The sequence below is a fragment of the Lacticaseibacillus camelliae DSM 22697 = JCM 13995 genome (assembly GCF_001436615.1).
Classification (GTDB): Bacteria; Bacillota; Bacilli; order Lactobacillales; family Lactobacillaceae; genus Lacticaseibacillus; species Lacticaseibacillus camelliae.
In genome coordinates, this window is sequence record NZ_AYZJ01000017.1 from 1 (window position 1) to 21982 (window position 21982).

The window sequence follows — 21982 nt, forward strand, 5'->3', positions numbered from 1 at the left end:
CATGGCCTTTTTGGTCTAGTCGCTAAGGTGTTGCACTTGAATTGTAAACTGGGGCAAAATTTTCCATATAGTGAATGCTGTGCTTAATTGCTTGATCCACTGCCTGATCATTAGCTTCGAAGGACTTGTCCTCGATTTCAATTATGGTATTTCCTTGATAGCCAACATCAGTCAAGGCTGAAACAAACTTTCCCCAATCAATATCTCCGTATCCAGGAATCTTCGGCACCATATACTGAAGTGGAGTTGCCATAGTACCCACATCAGCAAGCTTCTCTGGTAAAAGTTTAATGTCCTTGAAATGGACTAAAAACAGCTTCTCACTAAATTCGTAAATGGGCTTAATGTAATCAAGCATCTGCCAGACAAAGTGTGAAGGATCAAAGTTGAGCCCAAAGTTGTCGTAATCGAGAATTTTGAAAACCTTCCGCCAGTTGTCAGGTGAAGTCATGACATTCTGCCCGCCAGGCCATTCGTCGTTGGTAAAAAGCATTGGGCAGTTTTCGATCCCAATCTTAATGCCCAGATCTCGAGCATAATCAAGGATCGGCGGCCAGACTTTACCAACTAACACCAGATTATCATTGATATTCTTGGTCTGGTCTCGGCCAATAAACGTTGTCACCAGTGGTACTCTCATCATCTTTGCGGCATCGATCACCTTGTACAAATGATCGATAGCAGCGTGTGCTATCTCCTCATTTGCATCCAATGGATTTGGGTAATAGCCCAAAGAAGCAATCTCAATTTCCCTTTCATCAGCATATTGTCTAAGTCGATCTGCTTCTTGCTGATTCAGTGAATCGGCGTCAACGTGTGAAGTTCCTGCATAACGGCGTACACCATTGCCTTTTGGCCAAGATGCGAGCTCAACACTTTGAATGCCACTGGCTGCAGCGTAATCGATTACTTCTTCAAACGTTTTATTCGCCCAAATAGCACTTAACAATCCTAACTTCATCGACTCACCTCCTAGCCTTCATTTTTAGAAACGGACCGTTGAACTAATACTGCCCCGATAATGATCAGGCCTTTGATTGCCCCTACTAAGAAAGATGGTACACCCATCAGGTTCATCAAGTTGTTGATGATGCCAAGGGTCAACGTTCCAAATACGGTACCAAGAATCGTTCCTCGCCCACCTGCCATCGCTGTACCACCAATCACTACAGCAGCAATCGCATCCATTTCGTAGCCACTACTCGATGACGCGGAGTTCATACTGCCAAGACGGGAAGCTTCAATGACAGAGGCAACGGCAACTAACACCCCAGACAAGGCGTAAACCATGATCAGCACGCGATTTACGTTAATGGATGATAGGAAACTTGCGCGCTCGTTACTACCAACTGCGTACACGTGACGCCCAAAGGCTGTGCGTTTTGCCACCAAACTGATAATCAGACAAAGGATAAACCAGTAAATGACAGGCATCGGGAGAATTCCAAATACCTTGGTATTTGAAATTGCCGTAAAAGCATCACTGGAGTTACCTTTTACCAACACCCCTCCGCCGTTGAAATAATATTCAGCGACTGAGCGGTAAATCTGCATGGTGCCAAGGGTGACGATAAACGCCGGTACTCCAAATCGGGAAACCAATCCCCCGGTCACTGCGCCAAACAAGAGCCCGGCCGCCAGAGCAGCCACGATCCCTAAGAATATGTTCTGTGTGGAATTCAAAATTGTCATCGAAATCAAGCCTGTTGCCGCCAATTGAGAGCCAACGGACAGATCAATACCAGCAGTAATGATGATCAGCGTCATGCCTAGTGCAATGATTCCGATGATAGAGTTATTCATCAGAATATTCATGATGTTATTCATGCTTAGGAAGACACGTCCCCTGAGCATTACCGCAACAACAAACAGGATGAGGAAAGCGAAAATCGCACTGTGATTTGCAATCAGTTTTCTCACGTTGACATGTTTTCTTTCGTTTTTACCAGTCACACTCGTCTCCTGAACTTGATTCATTTACTCGCCTCCCAACTTCCCACCAGTTGCTACTAGCATCACATCTTGTTCGTTGATTGCCGCATGCGGCAGCTCTGCTCTGACTTCCCCGTGGAACATAATGTAGACTCGGTCACAGAGTTGTTGAATTTCCGGAATCTCGCTGGAGAGGATCACGAAACTGATCCCCTGCTCAGCTAAGTCCATGATTTGGTTGTAAATTTCAGCCTTGGCGCCAACATCCACCCCTTGAGTCGGATTATCTAAAATCATCACTCTTGGATTCATGTTTAATGCCTTGGCCAGTAATACTTTTTGCTGGTTTCCACCCGATAGTGAACCAATCGCGTCTTTCGGATCTGCCACCTTGATATTGATCTGCTTGATGTAGTGATTGACCGTCTTGCTCATCAACTTATTGTCAATCAAGCCCATCTTGCTAATCTTGTCGAGCATCGGCAAGGTCATGTTCTCAGCGATATCCAAGTCCTTGATGATGCCATTTTCCTTCCGATTTTTGGGAAGATAGGCAATCCCATACCGACGCGTCTCTGAAGTGGTTCTGATCCGCACGGGTTTCCCATCAATCAGCAGCTGACCGGAATCAGGCTTGTCAGCGCCTACTACTGTGCTAAACAACTCACTGCGGCCATCGCCGAGCAACCCAGTGACGCCTACCACTTCGCCTTTTCTGACGCTCATGGTAACGTCATTAAACTCACGATCTTTGGTGTAATGTGCCAACTCAAGAACCTTATCGCCGATTTGACGTGGTCGGTAGATTTCTGAGCTAGACAGTTCCTTTCCGACCATGTGCCGACTGATCTCAGCTTCGGTTAAAGTAGGTGTCACCTCACCCGCTGCCACCACGACGCCGTCTCGCATAATGGTGTAACTATCACATATCTCAAGGACCTCATTCAGCTTATGGGAGATAAAGATAATGCTGACCCCATGCGAACGTAACGTACGCATGATTTCAAAAATCTCGCCGATCTCCACGTCGGTTAGGGAAGTTGTTGGCTCGTCCATAATAATCACTTTCGCATCGCGCATGAGGGAACGTACGATCTCAGTGATTTGCTTGTAAGATGCATTCAAGTCACGGACCATGTCAGTCGGGTTTAACTTGATCCCAACTTGATCAACGAAGCTCTGCGTTTCCCTGATCATTTTTTTCCGATCTAACAAGCCATGAGTCTTTAGCTCTCGACCAAGGTAGAGGTTTTCATACACACAAAGGTCGTTTACTAACGAGAGCTCTTGATGGATAAACGCAATCTGCTTCATCGAGTCAATGGTCGCAGGTGCGCCATTGATCTCAATTTCACCCGAGTCCCTAGTATATAAGCCCGTCAATATATTCATCAACGTTGTCTTACCTGTCCCGTTTTCACCCAACAAGGCATGAATTGAGCCAGGAGCAAGAGAAAAGTTGACGTCTTTGAGGACTCGGTTATGTGCAAACGATTTCTCGATGTGTCTCATTTCGACGACATTGGTCATAGGCTACCACCTAACTTAGTATGGTGACTTCGAGTCAAAGTGCTTGGACACGTTGTCCTTGGTGACGATAGTCGGCGCAATGATGTTGTTCCTCTTAATTTTCTTACCATTCATTGCATCGTTGGCCAGTTTAATACTGTCACCAATCATTGAAGGGCTGTAGGTTGCAGTAAAGCATGTAATATCGGTGCTTTCGTCAATCTTCTTGAAGTATGATTGATCGCCACCGGCGCCGGAGATAATCTTAATATCCTTGCGTCCCGCGTCCTTGATGGCTTGCAGGATACCAATTGACGATTCATCATCGATTGAGAAGATCCCATCAACCTGCTTGTTGGACTGGAGCATATCCGTAGCTGCCTTCAAGCCCTTTTCTTGCGTGAAGTCATCTGCAGTCATTTCAACCAGTTTAATGTTTGGATATTTATCCTTCATGACTTTTTTAAAGCCATCGGTCCGCTCTGCGCTAACCGAACCAGAGCTAGGAACGTTAAGGATGGCTACTGTACCCTTACCATCCAACTCATCACCTATCTTTTCAGCTGACTTCTCGCCAATTTGTGGGTTAGACCCAGCCACGTAAGCAGTGTAATCTGCGTCAACCTTGCGATCGAAGACTACCAACGGAATTTTTTCGTTAACAATCTTCTTGGCCGCGACTGACACTTCGTCTGTCTGCGGCTGTAGCACGATGGCGCCGACGCCCTGAGAAATCATGTCATCGATTTGTGAAGCTTGTTCGTTAACACTGGATGAGGTCACAATCTTATAATTCTTCAAGCCAAGTTTTTTCACTTCTTGATTGGCGTAGTAGTTAACGCCGGCCTGCCAGCCATGATCAGAACTTGGAATAATTACCGCGAGCGTTTTATCTGCCCCTCCGGTAGTCTTGTCTGAGTCTGAGGACGAGTTACTACTGCACCCTGCTAATCCTAATGTTGCGGCAAACAAGGTGGCGCCGACAATCTTGAGCAGTGTTCCTTTTTTCATCAAAATCACTCCTAATCTATATTGACCTTACGGCGTTCCTGATCGCTTACAAGTGACGCATCAACCAATTTCATGAGGTGGTCTGCATCTGCAAAATTAACGTAATTGTGATTTTCGCTACCCGCCACATCGTCATAAAATTCTTTGATTCCTGCAGTAAAGGCGTCCTTCCAACCTACTGCATGACCATTGGGCAACTCTGCCAGTTCGGCAGCGTGCCCATGAAGATACTGCTTTGCCGCGTAGATGTCTTCATTACCACAATCTCGATTACCAATCCAGAGGTGATCTGGACGTTCTTGAAACCATTCCAAGGCTTGCTTGGTTCCTTCAACTAAGACATGGAGATCGTTCTTCTTCCCCGCTGTAACTTGCGAAATGCGAATCAGGCCCTTCAGTCCACCTTCGAATTCAGCCAAGATAATTGCTGCATCTTCGTTGGAAACTGGCACTAACGACCCATCCTTGATTCTCTGCGGATACTCAATCAACCGCAGAACCTCTAATGAAGTGATCTTCCGCCCAAGGACAAACTCAATCGTATCGAAACAATGGGAGCCAATATCTGCGATTGCTCGTGTTGGCCCACCAATCTTAGAATCAACACGCCAGTCATAATCGGTTTGTTTCAACAGCCAGTCCTGAAGGTACTCAACGTTAACAAACCAAACTTTACCTATAGTCTGTTGCTTCACTCGTTCCTTCATTTCCTCAACCATCAGATTATGTCGATAGTTGAAGTTGACACCACCCTTAAGTCCAGCCTTCGCCAGCAGGTCTTTCAACTCTGATGATTCTTGCGCATTTGACGTAAAGGGCTTTTCACAATAAACATTTATTCCCGCCTTGATCAGTTGCTTGTTGATTTCGAAGTGAAAGCCACTAGGTGTACAGTTGTGCACAATTTCGAGTGTTGGTTCTTGTTTAATCATCTGTTCAACTTCTGTGTAGTAGTGAGGAATGTTAAGCGACCTGCTAACCTGTTTTGCCAGTTCTGCATTCGGCTCACACACCGCCACTAAATTTGCGCCCGGAATTCGTCGTATCGCTTCAATGTGCTGTTTACCAATAAATCCAGTCCCAACGACAGCTACATCCACATATCATTCCCCCTTATAATCAGGATAAACGTCAGCTACTGTAATCGTTTACATTTTTAATCATATTTCATTGGCTCAGTTTTCGTCAATGAAACCTTTACATTATTTTGTGTAAAATTTACAACGCTGGGTGTACGATTACTCATAGCAACTATAGGAGGGTGTGGTTCGATGCCAAAGAAAAAGAAACAAGTCACAATCACCGACTTAGCGGCGCGCACTGGCTATTCAATCGCAACAGTATCGAGGGCACTTAATCATAAAGGCAGCGTTGGCGAAATAGCTCGGGAAAGGATTGATCAAGCCGTACATGAACTCGGTTATCGGCTCAATCACGATACCCGGCCCTCAGTGAGCACCACCATCGGGGTCTTAATTCCAAATCTCGCGAATCCATTCAATTCCACAGTTCTAGATGGCATTAGTAAATCCGCAGAAGCGCACAAGCTAAGCGTTGTGCTCATCATCGCCTCGGAGAATCAGACCAGTGCTGATTATTATTTTGATTTGCTCAAAGACATGAATCTACGCGGCCTCATTGCCCTTTCAGCGTTTCCAGATAACATTACCGCTCGAAAGGTGAACCAGGAGCTACCAGTTGTCATGTGTTCTGAATATCTTGAGCAAACCGACATCTCTTACGTCGGCATTGATGACCGGAGAGCAGCCTACCAAGCCACTAAATATCTCCTTAGTATTGGCAGAACCAAACTAGCGATGGTGAACTCGACTCCGAATCACAAGTACGCCCGTGAACGTGAGGCTGGATACAAGCAAGCTATTAGAGATGCTAATCTCCAGTGCGATGAGCACAGCATACTCCATGTTCACGACATCAACTTTTCTCTAGCACTTTCGAAAATCACAAACCTACTTGAAGTGAAGAAAGATATAGATGGCGTTTTCAACTGTTCCGATGTCTTTGCCTTTGCAACATTAGAAGCCGCGAAAAGAGTCGGCAAAAAAGTTCCTAAAGACCTGTCGGTTATTGGTTTCGACAACATCTTCTTATCGACTGTGGTCTCCCCATCCCTAACCACCGTTAAGCAACCCTCCTACGAGATCGGTTACGAAGCCTGCGAAATTCTAGTGGAAAAAATGACACGAAAGAACGCACCAGATCGTCATGAGGTACTGGATACCTCACTGCTACTTCGAGACAGTACCTGATAGCCGAATTCTGATCAAATTCGCACGCTGCTTATCTTTACCCCAACACAAAAAGGACACCATCACTGGTGTCCATACTTTTCTTGCTCCGTCTAAATCTATTTAGCCCCGACCAACTGCTCCTTGGCATGCACCAGCTGCGTCAAAAGCGTGCAGTAAGGGGTAGCGATGCCATACTTCTTGCCCTTGCGCGCGACAGCGCCATCGATGAAGTCGACTTCGGTCACGCGATGATGCTGGACAAGGTCCTGGTGCATGGATGGGTAATGGTCCGCGATGTCGGCGGTGAAGGTCGCCGCGACGTGATCGTAAACCTCGGCCGTATCAAGGTCGACGCCTTCGTGCTTGGCCACCGCCGCAAACTCGTCAATGATCGTGTGCAGCAACTCAGGCGCCTCGCGCGTCTTGCCAAGCTCGCCAATGTTGCAATCCAGTAGTGCGCACAGCACGTTCAGTGTGCCGTTGACGCAGGCCTTGCGCCAAATCGAGTACTTGACGTTGTCGCTGTACTTCGGGTTCAGGCCAGCGCCTTTGAACACGTCAACCACCTGGAGCGCGAAGTCCTTGCCAGCAGGCTCGAAGTTCTGGAGCTCAACTTCGCCGTCGCCGACCAGCTCCACGTGGCCCGGACCGGTCATGCCGGCGGTCCACATCGTGATGCCAAGAATCAGATGATCCTTGGCAACGAACTTTTCCAGCACGTCCTCGTGACCGATACCGTTCAGCAGGCACAGCACGTAGGTGTCCGGGTGGATCAGCGCCTGGACCTGCTCAAACATGCTTTCAAGTTGATTCGACTTCAGGAAGACGACGATCAGGTCAGCCTTAATGCCACTTTTATCGATTTCTGCCGGCGTGTAAACCGGCATTTTTTCAGCAATTTGCTTACCGTTAAAATTGGCCTGAATGCCGTCCTTGCGAATCGCGTCGACATTGGCCTGCCAGCCGTCCACCAGCGTGATGTCATTTCCCGCCTGGTGCAACATGATGGCGAAGCGGCTACCCATGCCGCCAACGCCGAGTACTGTGATCTTCATATCAACATCTTCTTTCGTTGCCAATTCTACACCGATAAGGGGGCCAGCTTCAAAACTCAGAGCCTTCCCAACAAAAAAGAGGTACCCCCCAAAAAGCGAGTTCCCCCCTCCGAAAGGACTAGTCCGCAACCAATTCAACTTCCACCAATGCGTTGGCCGGTAAGGCTTTTACTGCATAAGTGGAGCGGACAGGCCTACTAACAGCATACTGCTCATAAATCTCGTTAAAGGTGGCAAAAGCACTCATGTCGGTCAACAAACAGGTGGTTTTGACCACATCATCAAACGACTTCCCAGCCGCCGTCAAAATTGCGTCCAGATTGCTCATGACTTGCTCAGTTTGTGCCTTAATATCATCCCCTGCTAACCGACCAGTGACAGGGTCCAAACCAATCTGTCCAGAGATGTACAGCGTACCGTCAACCAACTTAGCCTGTGAATACGGGCCGATTGGTTCCGGGGCTTTTGCCGTGTATATAGTTGTAACCGCCATTGACTTCCCTCCCGCGTTATCTTTGAACAATCAGTCAACAACTTTGACCTTATTGCTCCAAGGAGTCGCCGTTTCAGCAAGGACTTTATTGAGTCGTTCAATATTAGCCTTGCCTTCTGTTTGAAGCCATTGTCTGCCAGCCTCTTCACCTTCCGCAGCAAATGGCTTCACACCTAGTTTCCACGTCGCCCGACCGCACAATACACCGTTAAAATTAGAGCCTGAATCCTTCGCAAAGTGAAGCTCCTTAAGGAACATCTCGTTTGTCACGCCCGCGCTTAAGAAGATAAACGGCAGGTTGGTTGCTTCAGCCTGTTCCTTGTAGTAATTAGCTGCCTCTTGTGCTGTATAAACTGGTTCATCGCCATCTGTGAAGCCTTCCACAAATTTCTGATTGACTGGGACTTCTAGCTTAAGTACTGAAACGTTATAACGTGGTTTGCTGAACTCACGAGTCAGTTCGATCACCTTGTGAGGTTTGACCTTCGCATAAGCTGCATCAGTTACTGAGTCCATATTGGCATCATAAGACACAAGTTCCAAGAAAAATGGTAAGTTGTTAGCTTTGCTTTCGGCACCTACGCGCTCTACAAACGCCTTCTTACGATCGTTGATTTTATCTCCTTCATCAGCATCGTAATATAAGAGGAACTTAACCGCATCTGCACCCTCCTCGCCAATTCGCAGTGCGCTCTGATTATCAATCAAATCTGGGAAACGGCCCGGTTCTGTGGCATCATACCCAGTTTTTTCATATGAGAGCAAAAGACCAGATTTACTATCACGTTTCTTTGCTGCGGGCAGACCGTACTCAGGGTCAAGCAGAATAGAGCTCGCGTACTTCGTTAGTTCTTCAGAGATAGCCTTCTTAAAATCAATGATGACTTCTTCGCTTTCACCTTCACCTGAAGCGGAGGCAATCATTTTTTTCAGTGATCCGCGCTGATCGAGTGCGAGTGCAGAGATAACATTGTCATCATTCGAGAGTTGTTTCAAGTGGTTGAACTGGGTAGTAGTTAATTCAGCAGGCATTGTTGTTTCCTCCTAATGACGTTCCTAGGTTGCGATATTGTTGTCAAAAGCTCATAGTCCGATGTTAATAGTTACTTGCTTTCATCTTGGGTACCAGCTCGATAGGCCAGCTGACCATCTAAATACGTAGCGTGCAAACCCAATTTGGCGTCTAACACAAGATAGTCCGCGGGCCGGCCTGGCAAAATACTTCCGCATTGCTGTTCAATATGGCAAGATGTTGCAGGTGTAACCGTTGCCATTTTCACGGCCTCTTCAGGCGTAGCTGCGCCCCAAGCCAGCAGATTGATCAGTGCATCTTTAAGCTGCAGCACTGATCCCGCCAAACTATTTCCTTCTTTCAGCCGGGCCATTCCGTCTTTGACATAGACCGGCAGTTCGCCAAGCTTATAGTCGCCGTCTGGCATCATCCCTGCTCGCATACAATCCGTGATAAGCGCAACGTGTTCCGGTCCGACTAACCGAACCAAGGTTGTTGCCACCTCTGGACGGACATGATGACCGTCACAAATTAGTTCATCAGTGACACCCTGCAGATACATAGCCGCTCCGACCATGCCAGGCGCACGATGACTAAGGGGACTCATCCCATTGAAGGTGTGCGTAAACATACTGGCTCCCGCATTAACACACGCCTTCGCCTGTTCAAAGGTGGCATCGCTATGCCCTAGCGCCACAACGGTCCCTTTAGAGACTACCTGACGAGTAAAAGCCACTGAGTCTTCGCGCTCGGGAGCGATGGCAATTTTTTTGATCAAACCATTAGCAGCAGACTGCCATTCCGAGAATTCTGCCAAGCTCGGATTCTTAAAGTACTTGGGGTTCTGCGCCCCTTTGTGCTTAGTCGTAAAGTAAGGCCCTTCAAAGTAAATACCCTGGATTTTTGCGCCGCTTTCTTCACCTGCATGTTGTGCGATTGTGGCACAGACTTCTTTGAGTTGAGAAAATGACCCCGTCAAAGTCGTTGGCAGCCAGCTCGTCACCCCAGCTTTAACCAAGTTGCGGCTCATAGCGTCAATACCCGCCCAATCATTATCCATGACGTCGTGGCCTAACAGCCCGTGGATATGCGTATCCACCAGTCCAGGGGTCACCCACATATCCGGGTATTCAATAATATCGCCGTCCGGGCGTATGGTTTCGGGAAAATACTCACCAAATTTGCCGTCAGATGTGATTTGTAGATAGCCGCCAGACTCTGTCACGTGGGGCATAAAGAACTTTGCAGCATGAATATATTTAGTCATGTCCTCCACCCATCTCCTAGATCTCTTTCGTATCTGGATAGTCGTGAAGGGTGACACCTTTCACCACGCGATTAACAGTCCCAGTGGGAGAAGGTGTGTCAGGGCGATTACCCACTTTGACAGAAGCAAGCAAGGCCAGCGTCTGCGCGAACATGATGTCCGGAAGTGCCTGATACGCATCGGGGAGCGCAGAAATACTCTCACCAAAATTGAATTCAGAACCTGAGAAGTTATTGGTCTGGCGAGCCCCAATCGCCATGATCGTAGGCGCTATCTTGTCGTTCTTAACCTCTTCCAACAGATCAATGTCGTATCGACGAGAGTAGCTATCGTTACTTACAAAATCAAACACGAGGGTCTTATCATTCACAAAGCTCTTAGGGCCATGGCGAAAACCCATCGAAGTATCAAACATTGTCGAGAATCGACCAGCAGTTAACTCAAGAACTTTGAGTTGCGCTTCGCGAGCCAACCGACCCAGAGCTCCAGTACCGAGATACACGATTCGTTCGAAGTCTTGATTAACAATGGATTGTACTTCTTGTTCTCGCTCAATCACCTCTTTCCCCATAGAGGCCATTTCACCAACCCATGCGCGCTTCGACTCAATGCTTGACGTATCAAAGACCAGCAGCGCTGTCAGTAACATGCATGTAAAACTACCGGTCATTGCGAAACCTTTATCGTTGGAACGACCGGGCTGCAACAATAGCAAGGTCCCCGAAGTGTTCGCAGAGTTTAAAGCTAGCTTACCTTCAGGTGCACAAGTGATACTGATTTGATGAAGATTCGTGATGATTTGCTCAGCCAGACTCACCGTCTTAAGACTCTCAGGCGAATTCCCGCTTCGAGCAAACGAAACAAGTAATGTTGGCGTATCAGCCTTTAAGAACTCGGCGGGATCGGACACAATATCGGTAGAACCCACTGATTCAAAATCGAAGCGATCTCGGTCCCCGTGCGCCTGTAAATAAGGTGTCACAGTATCGCCAACATACTGAGAGCTGCCAGCACCCGTGAAAACGACACGCACCTTTTGGCCGGCCGCCTGATGAGTAACCTTGGCCAGGAAATCAGTAATCACGGCCTGACGCGTCTCATAGTTATCAAAAGCTTCCTGCCAAAGATCGGGCTGTTGCTTTATCTCACGGGTGGTGATTTCCGCCCCCAAATTTGTCAGTGCTTCAGTCGATTGTTCAAACACTTTTTCCATCCTCCTTTGTGATACTGCACGTTAGTGATTTGCGTGATGAACTTGATAAATAAAACGATCCGCACGAGCCACGCTCTTTGTGTATTCAATAATTCTGTCAGAATCTGTGAACGTTGTCCGCCGAATCTTCAGGCAGGCCGATCCCGTTGCAACGTTTAGTGCTTTAGCGTATTCATCGCCCATTAAATCTGCAAAGAACGTTTCATCGACAGTGGCGATATGAATGCCATAATGTTTGTCCAGCAAATCGTAAAGAGGCGTGGTGCCCAATAACTTCTTGCTAAAGCCTGGCAACAGGTCCGCCGGCAAATAAGTCCGCTCAAACATCATGGGTTCATCATTGGCGATTCTCAACCGAACCAGGACAAACACTGGTGCCCCCGGATCAAGACGCAAGTGTTTCGCGATTTTTTCGGGGACCGCAATCTGCTTTAGCTCCTCAATCCTGCTCTTAGGATTTAGATTCATCGCACCCATCTGCTTAGTGAAGCTAATCGAGCTGGCTACATCGGTTCTGCCGCTCATCCGATCGGCTACAAAGGTGCCTTTACCCGGGCTACGATAAATATCCCCACGTAAGAAAAGCTGATTTAACGCAATACGGACCGTATTTCTGCTAACTTGATACTGCTTGCTCAACGCCCGCTCCGAAGGAATTTTATCGTTTGGCCTCAATTCTTTCGTAATGTATTCTTCAAGCTTTTTCACTAAATCCGCTGATAATGAAATGAGTCTCATCCCCTCTTACACAATGTCCTGGTGGCTAGACTGACGTGGTACCAACCACCGTGGTACCAACCACAGTAATACACTAGAAAGGCGCGTTTGTCAAAGGGATACTTAGTAAAAATCGCCAAGAGAATCAGATCTGTAGATGCCTCGGGCAAGGTGACCTAATGTCGCAAGATTTATATGGAAAGCGCAAATAACATATCCATCGAAAGGAAAAGTAGCACAGTGTTTCAACAGCAGCTTGAACTTCAAAGGAACCAGGGAATATCAGCTTTGCCACTAGGGTTAGTCTCTTCGATTGCATAATATCGTTTCTTGTAAGATAAGCTAGGGTTAACGTTATAACTAACGACGAACACGCAATGCTCCCAAAAAACGAGAAATAACCCAGCCTATTCATTTAGTAAATCTATTGATGTGTCACTACATAAAAGAGTTTAAGGTTAACTCAATTGCACTTAACCTCCCGCCTAAATTTGTATAAATAAAAGCGTTTACAACACTTATCAATCGTAGTATCCTTTGCCCTGGAATTAGACAACACGTTAACCCTATGTTCCAGGGTTAATAAAGGAGATGATACCCCCCCGCCCATTACCACATCTTCAAAGCCCCAGCAAACATTTGAAGCAGTTATTGCTAACCAGAAGTAGGATTCGATGCTGTTTGCATGATATTCGTCAAACTAAGGAGGAATGAAAAATGAACGGTGTGTCAAAAACTCACTTTAAACTTTTTAAGGCTGGAAAGCTCTGGCTCGTAGCTGGTATCACCACTGCGGGTGCTGCAATCACCCTGGGTACTGGCCCATATTCAATTGTCCACGCCGATGCCTCTGCAGAGACTATCACAGGAGTAGTAGAAACGTCTGGTCAATCTACCGCCAGCGGATTAACCAACTCGACTAATCCTACTGTTGAGACTGCAACATCAACCAACGTCTTATCAGATCAAGGCCCTGAGGACGAGAGTACGAAAGCTAGCTCAGCCGATCCGTCGTCGAGCAGTGCCGATAAACCGATTATTCAATCACAAAATGCTAAGACCAACAACGATGCCACACAAACCACAGCAACTGAAGCAACCGTTCCTTCCAGTCTTGATGAAACTGACACGCAAACGCCAGCTGCCAAAACAGAAGAATCTCCCAACGCATTATCAACCACTTCAGTGGCTGCGGAGCCAAAACCAACTGTGTCATCGACAGAAGAATCAGCAATCAGCTCAGAAGAAATGAGCAAGATTAAGCACAATCAAATTGAATATCTGATTGGCAACGAGACAATCAACAATGATCCCGTAAACAAAGCCAAAATGGAAAGTATCGCCAAGAAAGGGAAAGCAAATATCCCTGATTTTGATCATGCTGGTAATGCTGTATACGAAAAACTTGTCCTAGATAACAGCAAAGGAACGGATAAAACCGTTGCAGACCTTTCGGCCAATCTTGGAAGTACGTACACCAACTTGTATAGTGTCGCATTAGCGTATGCAACACCAAGTAAATACAATACTATGTACAAAAACCAAGAAGCCAAAAATGCATTGATTGATGCGTTAAAGTGGCTGCAGGACAAATATCTAAAAGATACGGATAAAGGCTACTATGGCAACTGGTACCAGTGGGAGATTGGCGTGCCAAAGAGCTTGTCTCCAATGTTGCTACTACTACACGATGACCTAGGCGACGACTTTGTTAATGAATCCATTAAAACTATGGATGCCTATTTAAGGGGTGACGAAAAACCTGGTTCACCTAAGATTGGGGACGTGAACTTAGATGCTCGGCAGCATACCGGTGCCAACTTGGCAGACATCACCTTAGACAGAATCTGTCAGGGTGTGGCCAGTAATGATGCGCCAAGGGTTAAAAAGGCAATCTCTGACTTTATGACTTGCTTAGCTGTTATTAATCCCGACAACATCCAACACGGGGTCACAGACGGTTTCTATGAAGACGGATCATTTATTCAGCATTCCACTGTCCCTTATACGGGGAGCTACGGCATCGTGCTTTTGGGCCGAACTGCTCAGCTGACTACATTACTGCACGGGACTTCTCTAGAGAGCGGTGAATTGTTGGCAACCGTTAACAATTGGATATATAACAGTTTCTCTCCCCTGATGTACGAAGGCTATATGATGGAAATCGTCAAGGGTCGAGGGGTCTCACGCACTGGTTCTGGATATACTGACAGTGCAGGCATCATTGAGGCACTTGTCCAACTTTCGACTTCTATGAGCGGTCAAACTCAGCAGAAGCTTCAAAGCTACATCAAATATCTTGGTAGCATTAAACAATTAAAAGTTGACAGTAGCAAATTTGCTTCGGCAAACAACACCGTCGTTTATAACCAGATACTGAATGACAACACCATTTCGAGCGAGAACCCGGTAACGGACAACCAGTATTTTGCTTTTAACCTGATGGATAAATCGGTGCTTATTCGCCCGGGATATGCCTTCGCTATCTCCAGAAGCTCCGACCGCATTTCTAAATATGAATACATGTCGGGTGAAAACCTCAAGCCTTGGTATCAAGGTGATGGCGCCTATTATTTGTATCAGGATGGCGTGGACCAAACAAAAGCCTTTGGTATCGATTACCAGGCAACGGTTGATCCAAACAAACTACCCGGGGTCACCACGGTGAATGAAGAACGAAAGACCATTCCTGAGCTTTATGGCGGAAACTTCTATTCGCATGAGCCGGAATTTGAGTCTGGATCCGTCGCACAAAATACGTATGTTTATTTCCCACTGGGCACCAATGATTTTTCTGGCAGTGCCGCATTAAAAAATTATGGTGTTGCGGGTATGCAGCTTGGAGACGAGCAGTCCTATGCTGATAAAGATAAACTGCCATCGGATTTTGTAGTATTCAAAAACGCAGAAGCGAATAAAGCGTGGTTCATGTTTGACGGCGAAATTGTCGTCCTCGGTTCAAACATCCATGATATCAATGGGCGAGATATGACCACCACAATTGACAATAAAATGTTTGATTCCACTGAAAGCGTCTCTGTAAAATCGAACCTTGAAAACAAGGATAACAATTCAGCGTTGAGATGGCTAACAATCGAGGACAACGACAACGCCAAACGAAACGTGGGCTATGTGTTCTTTGACAACAATAAAGTGAATATTTTACAAGAAAGTCGCACTGGTAAGTACTCAGACGTCCGGAACGTGACGACAGGTGCCGCTGATAAGACTGTCACTAAAGATTACGTCACCTTAACTTACCAACATGCAGGCAACGCAAATAGTAGTTATGCATATAGTATCGTTCCAAATAAAGATGCTACTCAGTTAGCTCAATATATGTCTGAGGACGCTGTGACTATTTTGAAGAATACCAGCGATGTTGCTGCTGTTCGACAAAACAAACTTGGCATAGAAGGTTATGTATTTTTCACTGACAAAGGCAAAGTCAATGACATCAAGACAAGCAGTCAAATGATCATGATGAGAAGCGGCAATAGCTTCTCTATTCAGGACCCAACGAACAAGCAAGACACTGTCTCCTTCGTAATTAATGGTAGATTCAGCATTGCAGAAGGAGATGCAACGGCCACAATTCAAGGAAGTAAGACTATTGTGACCGTGAATACCAAGGGCAAGCATGGCGTTTCACAGTATGTTACCCTGAAGGCTGCTCCTAAACAGAGCAACTACATCTCTGGTAGTACCGTTTCAACTGCTAATTTAAAGGCGCCAAAGAATAACAAAACAAACACTGGCAGAACAGGAGGCATCAATAACACTACAGATAATGTCAGTCCCGTTCCGCTTGCAAACAGCACTGCAGATCATGCGTCCAAAGACAAGCAAACATTACCTAAAACTGGTGACGACATCGACCAGTCAGGTACAATTCTTGGCTTGGCACTGACATCAATAATCGTTTTACTCGGTTTTGGTAAGCGTAAGGAGGACTGACATTTCAAATAGTAAGCCATAGCCTATATCCTAAATATGTCTCTAGAGAATCTCCTTGAATGACAAAAGCCCAGATCCGAAGAAGTGGGCTTTCGTCAAGAGCCAGAAAAACCTAATGATGTTATCCGAGAGTACCCAGGTCACAACCGGCCTGGGTACCCTTTTGTTAACTGATGCACCCTTGACCCTCTTACCAAACAAAACAACTTCATTCCGCAGTTACTGGTCAGTGTGTGAGCCTAGCCTATACCATCTTTCCAGTAAAGTTATGACAAACATTCAACAGCCTAGGCCTAGCGGCATAAATCAGTTCTGGTGCGCCGGTGTGACCTCAAAAGTTAAAGACTCATTGGCATTGCTGGCTAATTCAAAATAGAGGACACACAGTTCAAATCCTGGAGCCAGAGCGAATCCTGGTTTGACACACTTGAGGCTTGCACTTGATGAAATAACGAGTTGTGTTTCACCCTTTGTTATCCGTACACCATTATCTTTTTGTATAAACTGCCAGTTCTCACGTTTACAGATTGGCAGAATCAATGTAATAGGCTTTGCAACCGAAGTCCGCAGCCTCCAGGTGATTCGATTGTCTAATAACTCGTATCTAATCTGCCCCCGGGCCCCGGGCAATCGCTCAAAGTGTTTATTAGCAAAGTTAAAGTAAACCGCTGCTCCAGTCTTATCCGTCACCATCTGAGCCATCAAGTCATAAACATTAGAGTAATCCTGACCCTTCTCATGATAGCTCCAGCGCCAAGCGCTCGAAACTAGCGATTCCTTTCGGCGACTAAGCTGTGTATTTAACGGCTCACGACTAGTAGTATCTGTTATCCCGCTAGCAAGTATCGGGCCGTACGCGCGGTGCCAGAGCATCCCCATTACGCCACCAACACTGTGTCCCCCTTCAAAATGCGCATAGTCCGTTGCCGTGATGCTGGCGTATACCAGTGGTGTCCGCCAAACAGACGTGTTCACCGCATCAAAATGCCAATGCCCGAGTAATTGAGTTGCTTTACCCAATCGTCTTTTAGCAGTGGGTTCGTCAATGCATGCCGCAAGAACCTTCGCGTGCGTAAAGAGATGGTGAAGGCACGGCTCCTCACCATGAGCAGCGTAATCTGGACCGCCGTACAAATAGCCATCATGCGTACACCGTTCGAGAAGCGTTAACTGCGCATCAACCGCCGACCCAAAAGCCGCATCACGCTGACTCAGCCGAGTGAACGCGGCTAGAGCACCATCACTTGTACGACTGCCCCAATAGGTCCACTTGAAATTACGCGTGCCAAAACTGTTGTCCATGCCACCATCTGGCAGGAGAAAATGCAGATAAGTTTGACCAACATGCACCAACCTTGCGTACAGCTTCTCATCAGCCATCGTCACAGCATATTCAAGTAAGTTGGGCAGTGTTTCCTCTAAGCTATATCCCACATCAACTGAGTAGCACCCTTTCGCTGTAATGAAATCTCGTGGGTTCCCTTCCCCAAATAGAAAGTTGTCCTTCGTGATATGCTCTTGGCAAAACTCTGCCAGTTCTCGGGCCCGTTCTAGATAACGCGGTTCGTTAAGGAATTGGCCACACATCGCCATCGCGGCAGCACATGCCGCATGGTAATTCGTGTTGGCAGAATCTGATTTGGTGAAATTGTCAAACATCCACCTCGAAATTTCGCGTAAGCGTGTGATCCAAGTATCGTACACTTGCGGCGAGAGGATTTGCCCATGCTCTGTTAAGGCCAGTTCTAACGACTGCGCAAAAAATATTGTTGTCTTATTCCAGGTCTGTTGGGCGTCATTGTAATAACTGTGATCATCACAATAAAGATTATTCCCCCAAATAAAAAAGCGCTCGGCAGATATACGGTATCGCTCATCACCTGTCAAATCAGCCAGTGTCATCAGTGGATAAATACTATCTATAACACGGCCATGAAAGTGTAAACAGCTCGGGCACAGAGCACCACCATCAAAGCGCGGATTTGGGGATGTAATTTGGTCTGCAATTAAGCGGTCCATCCAAGTTTGTAAGAGCGTGATCTCACGTTTCCGAAGTTGTAACTGCACCTTGGCTACCTCCTACAATTTCATTAGTCCTAGAGTTCCCCGAATCCATTCAGTGAACTACTTTGGGTTAGATACGTACGCCAACCGTGAGGACTAAAAAATTTCATTCATGGATGTTCTCAGAAAAAATTCCCTAAAAACTAAAAAGGGTCGTTAATTCTGCCCTATTCGTCGTGCCAACATTAATGAACTGACAGTTGCTTAAATTCCTTCTCCATCTTCGGGATCTTCCTCCGACTCGCCTAAAGAAAGATCGAGTACCTGCGCAGACTGCTTTGTCACGTTGACCAACGTATCAGCATATTCTGACAGCGAATCGTAGTTGCTGAAAATAGTCTCTAATAGCGACGCTAGATTGCAACCTGCAACAACAGCAAGGTCCTGCCTCGAAAGCGACAACTTGGCAGCTTCCTTATAAGGTGTTCCACCAACAAGATCAGTAAAAATTAAAGTCGGGCTGGAAGTTAATGCGGCTTGAAGTTGGTGTCCCAGTTCTTCATCGCTCATGCCCTCAGCAAAATCAATATACTTAAACGAAGTCTGGACACCCGCTAGCAGTTCCACAGCGCCCTTCATTCCTGTTGCAAAGTGCCCGTGTCCGGTGATAATTGTTTGAAATTGTGTCATTTTAATCCCCTTTTCTATACTTTGTGGAATATACATGTTCAAAAATTAAAGACCAAAGATGGGGTAGCGCTCCCCCAATTTCTTTGAATAAGGTATTAAAGCTACCCTGCTCTTGCCACTCTCTAATCCTCCCGTTTGTAGTTTGCCAACGCTTTACCCATGACGCTCCGCATTATCTCGAACGGCCTATAAAAGTCTGCATCTCAACTGAAGCTTCAGTTTGTCTGTTCATCAGCAATGCAGAATCTGTTCATATGGTGAAAAAGGATGCTTATCCGCTTCAACTTTATGTTCGCTGCTCACCGACTATAGCCATGACGTGCAGTATAGTGGTCCCCGGCAGAGAATGTCAACGCTTCCAATTTGTGAGACCACAGAAGGCTAATAATACGCGTATATCAACGCCTTCAGCTGAATCTAATTGCTATTTGAGCCGCAAAACAATTTCTGATATAAAACTGCTCCTGTTTTGCGAATGAGTTAGACAGAAACGCGCTCCTAACCACACATCACCAATATCCGTATCGTCCAATCCTTAACCCAGTCAAATTACTGGGAAGACTGGGTATCCGGCCTTCGTCAACGGTGAAAACAGGTATTACTCAACGTCATCATAAGACAAAAGCCCTGGCGTTCTGACTGCTTAATCAGTCAATATTTCGATGTGGTAGTACGCAGGATGATTGTTTGATACAAGGTAGACCAATACCTGATGAGCCGGACCGTAGAAAGTCTTGGTCAAATGAAAGACAGCCGGCGCATCCGCATAGTTTGCTGTCTGCCCCAACGTGGCAATCTCCTCTTGCAGCATCGGTAGCTGATCAAGGGACTCTACATTAACATGAGTTTGGGTGGGATAGTCCGCTAGGTTGCGATCTAAGCGCATCTCTCGGGACAGGCTACTGCCTGCAGTCAAACGTTCAATTGCTGAGCGATCCAAGTATGTCCCTAATAAGTACCGATCCTGAAATTTCCAGGCGACATCATTAGCGTAGGCAACTTGATGAACGCAGATCAATTGCTGACTTTCTGTAGGATCGCCAAGTAATGTAGAGATATCCGCGTTAGTAATGTTTTGGTTAACCGTTGTGACTGTGTGTTCAACAATCCGCTCACGCTGTCCACTGGCATCCAGCTTGAATGGTGAAAACTCACTGAACCAAGCTTTTTGATGGTTCAAGTTCCGCCGGACGAACGTGCCATCGCCTTGGCGCCGTACCAAATAGCCTTCGCTCACCAACTCATTTAAAGCTCGGACTGCGGTAGTATTGCTTACCCCATACTTCACACGTAGCTCGCCTTCTGAATAGATGCGCATACCAGGCTTGAAAGTCCCGTTCTCAATCGCTTTAACGATTTCTTGCTTAATTAACTGATATTTTGGTTGCATGATTTCGACTCCTATTTGGAAAGTTAGGGTTAACGTTATAACTAACGTCGCACCCCCAATTTACCTCAAATCGTTAAAAAAGGCCAGTCTTTCAAAGACTAAAAATAAATTTAGTTATTGCCAGTTCAATGCATTTGAGGTTAACTTGCGCACACCAACAATACCAACAGGAAAAAATTAAAAAAAGCGTTTACAAACGTTAAAAACCGGAGTATCCTTTGACTTGAAATCAGATAACACGTTAACCCTTTATAAAGACGTGTTTGTTGGAGGACGCTATGACACAGATCAATTTGGAACCTTTGCGTGACCCTAAAAATTACTTGAATCAACCCCTGTTAAGTGAGAAAGAGATCGACAGCGCTATCAATGTGGTCATTGACAAAGTAAAGCACAACATTGTGAAACTGGGGGAAACTTTCCCCAGCTCATCGACTAAGAACAGCAGCTATGAGCCTTCCGAGAACGTAGAATGGACGACTGGCTTCTGGACTGGGATTCTGTGGTTAGCGTACGAGGCCACCAATGATGAGCATTTCCGCCGGCTGGCAGAGAAAAACGTTCAGAGCTTCAAATACCGCATCGATCATGAGATTGATGTCGATCATCACGACCTCGGTTTTCTGTATACTCCTTCTTGTGTGAGTGCCTATAAACTCACTGGTAACCCAATTGCGAAAGCCGCAGCGCTTAAAGCTGCAGACAAGCTGATGACCCGATACAATCCAAAAGGTCAATTCATTCAAGCCTGGGGGCCAAAAGGCAGTGCAGAGAACTATCGCCTGATTGTCGATGCTTTGCTCAACATTCCCCTGCTATTTTGGGCGAGTGAGGAAACGGGCAAGCCGGAGTATAAAGAGGTTGCAAGTAAGCATTACGCGACTACGCTGAAATACGCGATTCGGCCCGATGCTTCAGCGTTCCACACTTTCTACTTCGACCCAGCAACGGGCCAACCGCTTGGCGGCAAAACCCGCCAAGGCTACTCTGATGACTCCAGCTGGGCTCGTGGTCAGAGCTGGTTGATTTACGGCATCGCTCTAAACTACACCCGCCTCCAAGATGCCGCGGACATCCACACGTTCAAGGCAGTAACTAATTACTTCTTGAACCGACTGCCGGCTGACATGGTGTCTTATTGGGATCTGATTTTTCACGATGGCGATTGGCAGGCTAAAGACTCATCCGCCACAGCCATTGCCGTCTGCGGCATCAAACAAATGGAGGGATTCTTACAGGAAGGAGATGAACTTAAGCCCCTTTACCAGCACGCTGCCTCCTCTATGCTGCGAAGTTTGATTACCAATTACACTGATGAGCAAACTACCGGTATCACAGCCTTGCTCAACCATGGGGTGTACTCATGGCACTCAGGCCGCGGTGTGGATGAAGGCAATCTATGGGGTGACTATTTCTACTTAGAAGCCCTGATTCGTTACAAGAAGCAGTGGCAAATGTACTGGTAAAACGCAATTATTCT

17 protein-coding genes are annotated in these 21982 nt (G+C 46.5%); 3 read left to right on the forward strand and 14 right to left on the reverse strand.

Annotated elements, in window-relative coordinates; translation table 11 throughout:
* Positions 1-22 precede the first annotated feature (22 nt).
* The 5 genes from FC75_RS02645 to FC75_RS02665 are packed head-to-tail and all read right to left on the reverse strand — an operon-like array spanning position 23 to position 5552.
* A complete protein-coding gene (locus FC75_RS02645; RefSeq protein WP_056989053.1) occupies positions 23-961 on the reverse strand; it encodes a sugar phosphate isomerase/epimerase family protein in 939 nt (312 codons plus the stop codon).
* A gap of 11 nt (positions 962-972) precedes the next feature.
* Positions 973-1977 (reverse strand): ABC transporter permease, encoded by a 1005-nt coding sequence (locus FC75_RS02650; protein WP_054663750.1) that lies wholly within the window; start codon positions 1975-1977, stop codon positions 973-975.
* Entirely contained in the window at positions 1978-3462 is a 1485-nt protein-coding gene (locus FC75_RS02655; protein ID WP_054663753.1) for a sugar ABC transporter ATP-binding protein, read from the reverse strand.
* A 15-nt stretch (positions 3463-3477) separates the two neighbouring features.
* A complete protein-coding gene (locus FC75_RS02660; protein ID WP_056989054.1) occupies positions 3478-4452 on the reverse strand; it encodes an ABC transporter substrate-binding protein in 975 nt (324 codons plus the stop codon).
* A gap of 11 nt (positions 4453-4463) precedes the next feature.
* Positions 4464-5552 (reverse strand): Gfo/Idh/MocA family protein, encoded by a 1089-nt coding sequence (locus FC75_RS02665; RefSeq protein ID WP_054663762.1) that lies wholly within the window; start codon positions 5550-5552, stop codon positions 4464-4466.
* A 171-nt stretch (positions 5553-5723) separates the two neighbouring features.
* On the opposite strand from FC75_RS02665, the gene FC75_RS02670 reads away from it, so the two are divergent.
* Positions 5724-6722: a LacI family DNA-binding transcriptional regulator gene (locus FC75_RS02670; RefSeq protein ID WP_056989055.1), complete on the forward strand. Its 999-nt coding sequence runs from the start codon at positions 5724-5726 to the stop codon at positions 6720-6722.
* 98 nt (positions 6723-6820) lie between these two features.
* Here FC75_RS02670 and FC75_RS02675 read toward each other — a convergent pair whose 3' ends face one another.
* From FC75_RS02675 to FC75_RS02700, 6 genes are all read right to left on the reverse strand, one after another.
* A complete protein-coding gene (locus FC75_RS02675) occupies positions 6821-7759 on the reverse strand; it encodes a 2-dehydropantoate 2-reductase (protein WP_054663767.1) in 939 nt (312 codons plus the stop codon).
* 118 nt (positions 7760-7877) lie between these two features.
* Positions 7878-8252: a Rid family detoxifying hydrolase gene (locus FC75_RS02680; RefSeq protein WP_054663770.1), complete on the reverse strand. Its 375-nt coding sequence runs from the start codon at positions 8250-8252 to the stop codon at positions 7878-7880.
* A gap of 30 nt (positions 8253-8282) precedes the next feature.
* The gene (locus FC75_RS02685) at positions 8283-9284 is read right to left on the reverse strand and encodes a tagatose 1,6-diphosphate aldolase (protein ID WP_056989056.1); all 1002 of its coding nucleotides are present in this window, start codon (positions 9282-9284) and stop codon (positions 8283-8285) included.
* Positions 9285-9355: 71 nt separating this feature from the next.
* Positions 9356-10531 carry an N-acetylglucosamine-6-phosphate deacetylase gene (gene nagA, locus FC75_RS02690; RefSeq protein ID WP_054663773.1) on the reverse strand — a complete coding sequence of 392 codons (1176 nt, stop codon included), beginning with the start codon at positions 10529-10531 and terminating at the stop codon, positions 9356-9358.
* A gap of 16 nt (positions 10532-10547) precedes the next feature.
* On the reverse strand, positions 10548-11735 hold the full coding sequence (locus FC75_RS02695) for an AgaS family sugar isomerase (RefSeq protein ID WP_054663803.1): 1188 nt from the start codon (positions 11733-11735) through the stop codon (positions 10548-10550).
* A 30-nt stretch (positions 11736-11765) separates the two neighbouring features.
* Positions 11766-12482, reverse strand: coding sequence for a GntR family transcriptional regulator (locus FC75_RS02700; protein WP_054663776.1), 717 nt, complete (start codon positions 12480-12482; stop codon positions 11766-11768).
* Between the two features lie 696 nt (positions 12483-13178).
* Here FC75_RS02700 and FC75_RS02705 point away from each other — a divergent pair.
* A complete protein-coding gene (locus FC75_RS02705; RefSeq protein ID WP_056989057.1) occupies positions 13179-16418 on the forward strand; it encodes a polysaccharide lyase family 8 super-sandwich domain-containing protein in 3240 nt (1079 codons plus the stop codon).
* A 306-nt stretch (positions 16419-16724) separates the two neighbouring features.
* On the opposite strand, the gene FC75_RS02710 is transcribed toward FC75_RS02705, so the two are convergent.
* The 3 genes from FC75_RS02710 to FC75_RS02720 all read right to left on the reverse strand — a co-directional run bounded on the left by FC75_RS02710 (position 16725) and on the right by FC75_RS02720 (position 20502).
* On the reverse strand, positions 16725-18485 hold the full coding sequence (locus FC75_RS02710) for an ulvan lysase-like protein (protein ID WP_056989058.1): 1761 nt from the start codon (positions 18483-18485) through the stop codon (positions 16725-16727).
* A gap of 201 nt (positions 18486-18686) precedes the next feature.
* Entirely contained in the window at positions 18687-19148 is a 462-nt protein-coding gene (locus FC75_RS02715; RefSeq protein ID WP_235808692.1) for a PTS sugar transporter subunit IIA domain-containing protein, read from the reverse strand.
* Positions 19149-19755: 607 nt separating this feature from the next.
* The gene (locus FC75_RS02720; RefSeq protein ID WP_054663787.1) at positions 19756-20502 is read right to left on the reverse strand and encodes a GntR family transcriptional regulator; all 747 of its coding nucleotides are present in this window, start codon (positions 20500-20502) and stop codon (positions 19756-19758) included.
* 278 nt (positions 20503-20780) lie between these two features.
* Here FC75_RS02720 and FC75_RS02725 point away from each other — a divergent pair, with 278 nt between their 5' ends.
* A complete protein-coding gene (locus FC75_RS02725) occupies positions 20781-21968 on the forward strand; it encodes a glycoside hydrolase family 88 protein (protein WP_056989059.1) in 1188 nt (395 codons plus the stop codon).
* The last annotated feature ends 14 nt before the right edge of the window (positions 21969-21982 follow it).

Bases quoted from the DNA above. Each gene is read 5' to 3' on its own strand.
- FC75_RS02700 (WP_054663776.1), bottom strand. From the start codon at position 12,482: ATGAGACTCATTTCATTATCAGCGGATTTAGTGAAAAAGCTTGAAGAA.
- FC75_RS02650 (WP_054663750.1), bottom strand. From the start codon at position 1,977: ATGAATCAAGTTCAGGAGACGAGTGTGACTGGTAAAAACGAAAGAAAA.
- FC75_RS02705 (WP_056989057.1), top strand. From the start codon at position 13,179: ATGAACGGTGTGTCAAAAACTCACTTTAAACTTTTTAAGGCTGGAAAG.
- FC75_RS02670 (WP_056989055.1), top strand. From the start codon at position 5,724: ATGCCAAAGAAAAAGAAACAAGTCACAATCACCGACTTAGCGGCGCGC.
- FC75_RS02660 (WP_056989054.1), bottom strand. From the start codon at position 4,452: ATGAAAAAAGGAACACTGCTCAAGATTGTCGGCGCCACCTTGTTTGCC.
- FC75_RS02645 (WP_056989053.1), bottom strand. From the start codon at position 961: ATGAAGTTAGGATTGTTAAGTGCTATTTGGGCGAATAAAACGTTTGAA.
- FC75_RS02680 (WP_054663770.1), bottom strand. From the start codon at position 8,252: ATGGCGGTTACAACTATATACACGGCAAAAGCCCCGGAACCAATCGGC.
- FC75_RS02720 (WP_054663787.1), bottom strand. From the start codon at position 20,502: ATGCAACCAAAATATCAGTTAATTAAGCAAGAAATCGTTAAAGCGATT.
- FC75_RS02715 (WP_235808692.1), bottom strand. From the start codon at position 19,148: ATGTATATTCCACAAAGTATAGAAAAGGGGATTAAAATGACACAATTT.
- FC75_RS02685 (WP_056989056.1), bottom strand. From the start codon at position 9,284: ATGCCTGCTGAATTAACTACTACCCAGTTCAACCACTTGAAACAACTC.
- FC75_RS02655 (WP_054663753.1), bottom strand. From the start codon at position 3,462: ATGACCAATGTCGTCGAAATGAGACACATCGAGAAATCGTTTGCACAT.
- FC75_RS02675 (WP_054663767.1), bottom strand. From the start codon at position 7,759: ATGAAGATCACAGTACTCGGCGTTGGCGGCATGGGTAGCCGCTTCGCC.
- nagA (WP_054663773.1), bottom strand. From the start codon at position 10,531: ATGACTAAATATATTCATGCTGCAAAGTTCTTTATGCCCCACGTGACA.
- FC75_RS02725 (WP_056989059.1), top strand. From the start codon at position 20,781: ATGACACAGATCAATTTGGAACCTTTGCGTGACCCTAAAAATTACTTG.